7 protein-coding genes and 1 other RNA gene are annotated in these 7,933 nt (G+C 44.0%); 4 read left to right on the top strand and 4 right to left on the bottom strand.

The window, feature by feature from the left end; genetic code table 11:
* The first annotated feature begins 300 nt into the window (after positions 1–300).
* Positions 301–650: RNase P RNA component class A (gene rnpB, locus GPK88_RS16000), an RNA gene on the top strand.
* A gap of 97 nt (positions 651–747) precedes the next feature.
* Here the strand turns inward: rnpB and GPK88_RS15995 are convergent.
* From GPK88_RS15995 to GPK88_RS15980, 4 genes are all read right to left on the bottom strand, one after another.
* Positions 748–1,632: a hypothetical protein gene (locus tag GPK88_RS15995; protein WP_173763058.1), complete on the bottom strand. Its 885-nt coding sequence runs from the start codon at positions 1,630–1,632 to the stop codon at positions 748–750.
* 505 nt (positions 1,633–2,137) lie between these two features.
* Positions 2,138–2,575: an aspartate carbamoyltransferase regulatory subunit gene (locus GPK88_RS15990; RefSeq protein WP_173763059.1), complete on the bottom strand. Its 438-nt coding sequence runs from the start codon at positions 2,573–2,575 to the stop codon at positions 2,138–2,140.
* Complete coding sequence (pyrB, locus tag GPK88_RS15985) at positions 2,569–3,492, bottom strand: aspartate carbamoyltransferase (protein ID WP_021977930.1); 924 nt, start codon at positions 3,490–3,492, stop codon at positions 2,569–2,571. The genes GPK88_RS15990 and pyrB overlap by 7 nt, the downstream gene beginning before the upstream one ends.
* Positions 3,493–3,561: 69 nt before the next feature.
* Positions 3,562–3,963 (bottom strand): putative ABC transporter permease, encoded by a 402-nt coding sequence (locus tag GPK88_RS15980; RefSeq protein ID WP_118062610.1) that lies wholly within the window; start codon positions 3,961–3,963, stop codon positions 3,562–3,564.
* A gap of 191 nt (positions 3,964–4,154) precedes the next feature.
* Here GPK88_RS15980 and GPK88_RS15975 point away from each other — a divergent pair, with 191 nt between their 5' ends.
* From GPK88_RS15975 to GPK88_RS15965, 3 genes are read left to right on the top strand one after another with little or no spacing between them, the layout of a single operon-like run.
* Positions 4,155–5,453, top strand: coding sequence for a bifunctional folylpolyglutamate synthase/dihydrofolate synthase (locus GPK88_RS15975; protein ID WP_173763060.1), 1,299 nt, complete (start codon positions 4,155–4,157; stop codon positions 5,451–5,453).
* Positions 5,450–6,580, top strand: a complete 1,131-nt coding sequence (gene pheA / locus GPK88_RS15970) for a prephenate dehydratase (RefSeq protein WP_148447589.1) — start codon at positions 5,450–5,452, stop codon at positions 6,578–6,580. The genes GPK88_RS15975 and pheA overlap by 4 nt, the downstream gene beginning before the upstream one ends.
* 22 nt (positions 6,581–6,602) lie before the next feature.
* Positions 6,603–7,922, top strand: coding sequence for an ATP-binding protein (locus tag GPK88_RS15965; protein ID WP_148447591.1), 1,320 nt, complete (start codon positions 6,603–6,605; stop codon positions 7,920–7,922).
* Positions 7,923–7,933: the final 11 nt, after the last annotated feature.

The following is a 7,933-nucleotide window of genomic DNA, read 5'->3' as shown; positions in this document are numbered from 1 at the left end:
TTTTAACACAGGAGATTACTTATATCTAAAGATCTTCCCTCCCCCTGCATAGCAGGGGGTTTATTTTTACTGTCACACAAGAAAAGATTGCAATGTATAATTCTTTTTTACCATACATTGCAATCTTTTGGAATACTATGTTCTAACTAAATGGCATTGCGTTCGGGCTTCGGAACTCTGAGATCGCCTTCCCTCGCACTTACCGCATTGAAATGCGACCTGCGTAGCCATCCGCCCACATGGCAATGTAAAAAAACAAACTTTACAAGTTTGCGTACCTGTGCTAAAATATCAGATGCGCAGCCAGGCCAGGTGATCGCGGCTGGACAGACGAAAGGGTCCAGACGAGGAAAGTCCGGGCTTCACAGGGCAGGATGCCGGATAACGTCCGGTGGAGGTAACTCCCAGACCAGTGCAACAGAAATAAACCGCCTCCTTTGCGGGGTAAGGGTGGAAAGGCAGTGTAAGAGACTACCGCCGCTGTGGTAACAGAGCGGGCACATGTAAACTCCATTCGAAGCAAGACCGAGAAGAAAGCCATACGGCGGCCCGTCGTGCTTTCAGGTAGGTCGCTGGAGCCTTCTGGCAACGGAAGGCCTAGATAGATGATCACTCAACGACATAACCCGGCTTATCGGTCTGACTGTGTATAATAAATAAGCATATAATAAAAGCAACTGTATTTTGCGGCCAGTTTATAGATCCGCGAAATAGCAGTTGCTTTTTTGGTAAAGAACGTCAGAAACTTTATACTTTCATAGTTTGTTCTTTTTTCAGTTTCAGAATCACATCCAAAGGCAAACCTGTAGTTTCAGCAATAGAAGCATCACTGAGTTTCCCTATCAGATTTCTGGCAATCTCAAGCTGCTTTTTCTGGGAACCATTATTGAAACCGTCATTAAAACCATCATTAAACAGCATCTGACCCAAACGTGTCATACGAATTCCCTCCTTAACATGTTCAAAATCATCATTTTCAAGAAACTTATCTGCCATGGTATAGATCATTGCCTCGATTTTCTGAAGATCTTCCGATGGAATATCTTTTGTATTTTCAGTCAGAGAAAATGCCTGAAGAAATCGTTCTTTTTGGGAAAGCTGCCCGTCCATCAGAGGAATCAGAGTCAGTGGAACGAGATCAGCTTTTGTAAGAATGTCTCCAGAAGAAGCTTTCTCTTTCAGCGTTTTGATCAGTTTATCTGCACTGTGATCCTTCATTATGATCGGAATAACATGATAAGTATTTATTCCTTCGGTAAATGAAGTGACCGGATTCCGTATATTTCCCGAATAAAAAACGTATGTGGTGACAGAAACATCATATTGATAACTGGTCACAGCTTCATAGGAACGAAAACGTTTCAAACCGGGAATTCCCTCATTCTTGCTCTGGAACTCAAAATGCTTCCATGTACCATCTTCCATAATAAGATTGATATCTTCATAGAATTTCTTAAGATTGAGGACAATGGACTCTGTAGGAGCAGAAGATATAACCTTCCCATCAATACCAAGATAAGGAAGCAACTCCTTAGCAAAGAACTGAGCGGCAATTTTTAAAACCGCATCCTCATGCTGAACTACAGTTGCAGAACCGATTTTATCATTTGTAATCATTTCTTTCCGTGTCATAAAAAATCCTTTCTGCAAAAAGACACAAGAAAGAAATTGTCTGATTATAATATAACAGAAAAAATAAAAACAGACAATACATTTTCCTTTGCGTAACAGCTATGTATATATAAACTTGATAAAATGAAAAAATACCAGAATCGGTGGAACATAAGAATAAAAATAGAAAACTAAAAATGTAATACAGACAATTCCTTTCGAAAATGTAAATCTGTTTCAAACAGAATAAAATATCTAACACATAAAGTCAACAATAAAATATTTTGACATAAGACAAAGATATAAAACTGATACATTTCACTATACAATTATTACCCAAAAAACCAAACGTCGAACGAGCTAAAATAAAAACATCCATGCAACAGCCAAAAAACAGCGCCCGATCCCCGGTTCGATATTCAGGCCTTTGCAGGAGCCGTAGTATTCCTAGACTCCGAAACAGCCGAATATCGAACCGGGGACCGGACGCGTCCGTTCGTTAATACAGTTATACAGTCAAAAAAATCTATTTATTCCGTTTACCGCTATACTTCTCTTCGCAATACTTACACCGGTAAACTTCCCTTTCCTCATCAGCAAGAACAAAAATCTGATCCAGTCCCTGCTCGATGGAAGTGATGCAACGAGGATTCTTGCATTTGATCACATTCACAACCTGTTTCGGAAGCTTCAGCTCTTTCTTGGCAACGATCTTCTCGTCTTTGATAATATTTACCGTAATATTATGATCGATAAAACCAAGGATATCCAGATCCAGATCTTCGATCGGGCATTCAACCTTGATGATATCTTTTTTGCCCATTTTCTGGCTGCGGGCATTCTTGATAATGGCAACGGTACAGTCCAGTTTATCCAGTTTCAGGTCATGATAAATAGTCATAGCCTTGCCGGCTTTGATATGATCCAGAACATAACCTTCACGAAGAGCACCTACGTTTAACATGGCAGTTCCACCTCCAGTAAAGTAAGAATCAGGGCCATACGTACATAAACACCGTACTGGACCTGTTTGAAATAAGCGGCACGCGGATCAGAATCCACTTCAACAGAGATCTCATTGACACGCGGAAGCGGATGAAGAATATACATATCCTTCGGCGCAAGCTCCAGTTTCTGTTTGTCCAGAACATAGAAATCTTTCATGCGGACATAATCCTCTTCATTGAAGAAACGCTCCTTCTGAACACGGGTCATGTACAGGATATCAAGACTCGGAAGAGCATCCTCCAGACGTTCCTCTTCAACAAATTCCACATTGTTACGTTTCAGAACATCCTCACGGATATAACTTGGAATACGAAGTTCCTCCGGAGAAATCAGGACAAATTTTACGTTTTCATAACGGACCAGAGCCTCGATCAGAGAATGGACAGTACGTCCGAATTTCAGATCGCCGCAGAGACCGATCGTGATATTGTCAAGTCTGCCTTTCAGGGAACGGATAGTTAAAAGATCAGTTAATGTCTGAGTAGGATGCTGGTGGCCGCCGTCGCCGGCATTGATCACCGGGATATTGGATGCCATAGAAGCTACAAGCGGAGCACCTTCTTTCGGGTGACGCATAGCACAGATATCTGCATAGCAGGAAACAACGCGAATAGTATCGGCAACACTCTCGCCCTTGGAAGCGGAGCTGGAATCAGCGGAAGAAAAACCAAGAGCCTTTCCTCCAAGATTCATCATGGCTGCCTCGAAACTTAAACGTGTACGTGTACTTGGTTCGTAAAACAGTGTCGCAAGCCTTTTGTCATCACAGGTATGCGCGTACTTTTTGGGATTTTTCCCGATGTCATCGGCGAGATTCAGAAGCTTCTCGAGCTCTTCAACCGAGAAATCCAACGGACTCATTAAATGTCTCATGTTGTACCTCCAATTATTTACTGGAAATCAGATTCCTTCCAGTTATCATATAATATAACTGTGAGATTTTCAAGAGACTTTCCGAGGATTTTGTCGAAGAAGCCACTCAAAAAAGAGACCGGTGAGAAACCATAAGGGTGCATAGTCCAGCCGGATCACCCCTTTATACTGGAGCGGAACGTGAGAATAGTCCCAGGGACAGATATGAAGCTTCTGAAAAAAAGATCCGATTAAAAATTCCACGAAAAAAATCCCGCAGCTGTAAAAAATCCCCCGTACCATAACCGGAAAACCTTTGAGCTTACGGTAAGCCGGCCGGATCAGGGCCGCAAGACCATAAACCGGGAACATCAGAAGAGAGGTTTTGCCCATCATGGTAAAATGGCCGGTGACAAGAGAGTGCAGCCCTGTCCAGAAAATCTCCAGACACCAGCCCGTAAAACCGCACAGAAAAAAATCCTTCTTTTGCATCTCAAAGCTCCTTCTCATCAGCAAAAAAACTTCTCTTTTCGAAAGCAGAAAATGGGAAGTTTAACTTTATATATATTTAACGTGGAAAAGCGTCTTTAATAGTCTCCCCTGCCTTGAAAAAAATATACACGTGGGTTATAATGAACGAAATTATTTATATTTTCAACACATGCGGAAGGAGAAAACAGACGATGAATTATGAAGAAAGTCGTGCCTACATCAGAGCCGCAGAACTGAAAAAAGGGATTGTTCTGGGACTGGAAAATATGAGGGAGCTGATGAGGCGGCTTGGAAATCCCCAGGATGAACTGAAGTACGTTCACGTAGCGGGAACCAACGGAAAAGGGTCTGTGATCGCATATCTGTATTCCGCTTTATCAGGTGCAGGCTATCGTGTGGGAAGATATATTTCCCCGGCAGTCTATTCCTACAGAGAAAGGATGGAAGTAAACGGAGAGCCTGTCAGCAGAGAGAAATTTGCAGCATATGTGACAAGGATCGCGGAAGTGATCGATGAGATCGTAAAAGAAGGCAAGCCGCATCCGTCAGTATTTGAAATTGAAACAGCAGCCGCATTTCTTTATTTTCAGGATGAGAAATGCGATCTTGTATTAATGGAAGTTGGTATGGGTGGCGATCTGGATGCCACCAACATTATCCGTACCACAGTTCTTTCCATTCTGGTATCCATCAGTATGGATCATACGGCATTTCTTGGAAATACCCTGGGCGAGATAGCAGAAAAAAAGGCCGGCATTATCAAAACGGACAGCCATATGGTGACGGTAAAACAGCAGCCGGAGGCAGAAGCGGTCATACGAAGAGTATGCGAAGAACAGAATGTACCATACGAAGTAGCAGACCGGGACTGTGCAAAAGTACTGGAAGCATCCATAACAAGGCAGACGTTTCTTTATAAAGGAGAGAAATATACGATATCCCTGGCAGGAGCTTACCAGAAAGAAAATGCAGTGGCAGCCCTTCGGGCACTGGAGATCTTAAATGAGCAGGGATACCCAACCACACTAAAGCAGAGACAGGATGGACTGAAACGTACTACCTGGCCGGGAAGATTTGCACTTCTTGGAACGAAGCCGGATTTTGTGGTTGACGGAGCTCATAACCCGGCTGCGGCAGACATGCTGGCTGCATCCATTGAGCGGTATTTTAAGGGGAAAAGGATTATTTATATCATGGGAATGTTCCGTGACAAAGATTACCGCAAAGTCATCCAGAAAACAGAAAAATATGCAGATACCATCCTCACCATTGCGGCACCTGACAACCCCAGGGCATTGACGCCCCAGGAGCTGGCAGACGCAGTGCGGGAGTTTCATTCCGATGTAAGGCCTTTTGATGACATCGAATCTGCAGTGGCAGAGGCCTATCATCTGGCAGGAAAAGAGGATGTGATCATTGCTTTTGGTTCCCTGGCATTTTTGGGGGATCTTACAGAAATTATCAGGAAACATAACGGAGGAAATGAATGACAGATTTGGAAAGATACAGAGACGAGATCGATGAGATCGACAGCGAGATCGTACGTCTCTTTGAAAAACGAATGAAGGTGAGTGAAGAAGTCGCTGAATACAAAATAAAAACAGGCAAACAGGTACTGGATCCGGCACGTGAGAGCCAGAAAATCCATACCCTGAAAGAAAAAGCCCACGGAGACTTTAACAGCCTTGGCGTGCAGGAGCTTTTTCGCCAGATCATGGCTATCAGCCGCAAGAGACAATACCAGCTGCTTACAGAACATGGAATTTACGGAGAACGTAACTTTACAACTGTAAAGCATGTTCCCCTTGAAAACGCAACCGTTGTATTCCAGGGAGTAGAGGGAGCCTACAGCTATGCTGCCATGCGCCAGTACTTTGGAAAAAATATCGAAAGCTATCACGTAAAAACCTGGCGTACAGCCATGGAGGATGTAACCCACGGAAAAGCAGACTATGCGGTACTTCCCATCGAGAATTCCACCGCAGGTATCGTGGCTGATATCTACGACCTTCTCATGGAATACAAACTTTATATCGTAGGTGAGCAGATCATCCGTGTGGATCATGTGCTTCTTGGAATGCCGGATGCAACGGTGGAAGATATCAGGGAAGTCTGCTCCCATCCACAGGGACTTGCTCAGTGCAAAGCCTTTCTGGAAGAGCACCCGTCCTGGAAAAAGAAAGAAGTGGAAAACACCGCAGGCGCAGCCAAAAAGGTCAGCGAAGTGGGAGATAAAGGTGTGGCAGCCATCGCAAGCCGTGAGGCAGGCGAGGTATTCGGCCTTAAGGTCCTTGCGGAAAACATCTGCCGGGAAAAAGCAAACTCCACACGTTTCATCATTGTAAGCCGGAAACCGGAGTATGAGGAAAAAGCCGGAAAGATCAGCATCTGTTTTGAGCTGCCTCATGAAAGCGGAACCCTTTACAACATGCTTTCCCACATCATCTACAACGGACTGAACATGACCAAGATCGAATCACGTCCGATCCCGGGAAAATCCTGGGAATACCGTTTCTTCGTGGACTTCACAGGAAAACTTGGCGAAAGCGCTGTGGAGAATGCATTAAGAGGAATCGAGGCGGAGGCGAATGTTCTCCGCGTTCTTGGAAATTATTAAGATACAGAGGAGTTTTATTATTATGTTAGCAAGAATTCAGGAATGTATCCTTTACCGTAATTTTTCAAACGGTGAGATACTGAACGATATGACAGAGCTTATCAATCTTTATGAATCTGATGAAGAAGCTCTCAAGGCAAAAGAAGACCAGTTTTTCAAAAGTGTCAACGGGCTGGTGGAACTGGCAGGAATGTATGGATTTTCCGGAAATATCTGGCATACATATCTTACATTCCTTCTGGTAAATCATGAGAACGCTTTCAGCATGGCAAGCGAGATCCGGGGAGCCATCAAAGGCAGTATCAACGAGCTGGCAAAAAACGATTTCCAGATCTTCAAGGAACTGTACGATTTTGACATTACAGTTTTTGACAAAGTGTTCGGGACAGCATGCTGCAAGGTGATCTGTGACTATCAGACACCGGATGAGAACAGTAAGCTCTTTAATACCAGGATCCGTGACCGTATCTGCCAGATGAGCAAAACTCTGGCAGCAGCCACCACAACCGAAGAATTCATGGATGACATGGTATCCTTCTACAAAGATTTCGGCGTTGGCAAGCTGGGCCTTCACAAGGCATTCCGTATTGGTCATGACGAGGACGGCAAGGTAGAGATCCAGCCTATCACAAGGATCGCACATGTGAAGATCGATGACCTGGTAGGATATGAGATCGCCAAGAAAAAACTCATCGACAACACAGAAGCGTTTGTCCAGGGAAGAAAGGCCAACAATTGCCTTCTTTTCGGTGATGCGGGAACCGGTAAATCTTCCAGTATCAAGGGTATCCTGAACCAGTATTATGATCAGGGGCTTCGTATTATTGAGGCCTACAAGCATCAGTTTCAGGATCTCAATGAAGTGATTGCCCAGATCAAAAACCGTAATTATCGTTTTATTATTTATATGGACGATCTTTCCTTTGAGGAATTTGAGATCGAATATAAATATCTGAAAGCAGTGATCGAGGGCGGTCTTGAGAAAAAACCGGACAATGTCCTGATCTATGCAACAAGTAACCGACGTAATCTTGTGCGTGAACGTGCGGCAGACAAGCTGGAGATCGCAGATGAAGATGATCTGCATTCTTCCGATACCGTACAGGAGAAACTTTCCCTGGTATATCGTTTTGGAGTCCGTATCTATTTTGGCAAACCGGACAAAAAACAGTTCCAGGAGATCGTCCGCACACTGGCAGCCCGTTATGGCGTTACCATGCCGGAAGATGAGCTTCTTCTGAAAGCCAACCAGTGGGAACTTTCTCATGGTGGCCTGACCGGACGTGCCGCACAGCAGTTTATTGATTATATTGTGGGAACAGAGGAAGAAAAGAGAAAATAGTCCACCTGTGT

The organism is Blautia sp. MCC269 (genome assembly GCF_018785655.1).
Classification (GTDB): Bacteria; Bacillota; Clostridia; order Lachnospirales; family Lachnospiraceae; genus Blautia_A.
The sequence above is the reverse complement of the archived record's forward strand: the minus strand, read 5'-3'. Positions and strand labels throughout refer to the sequence as shown.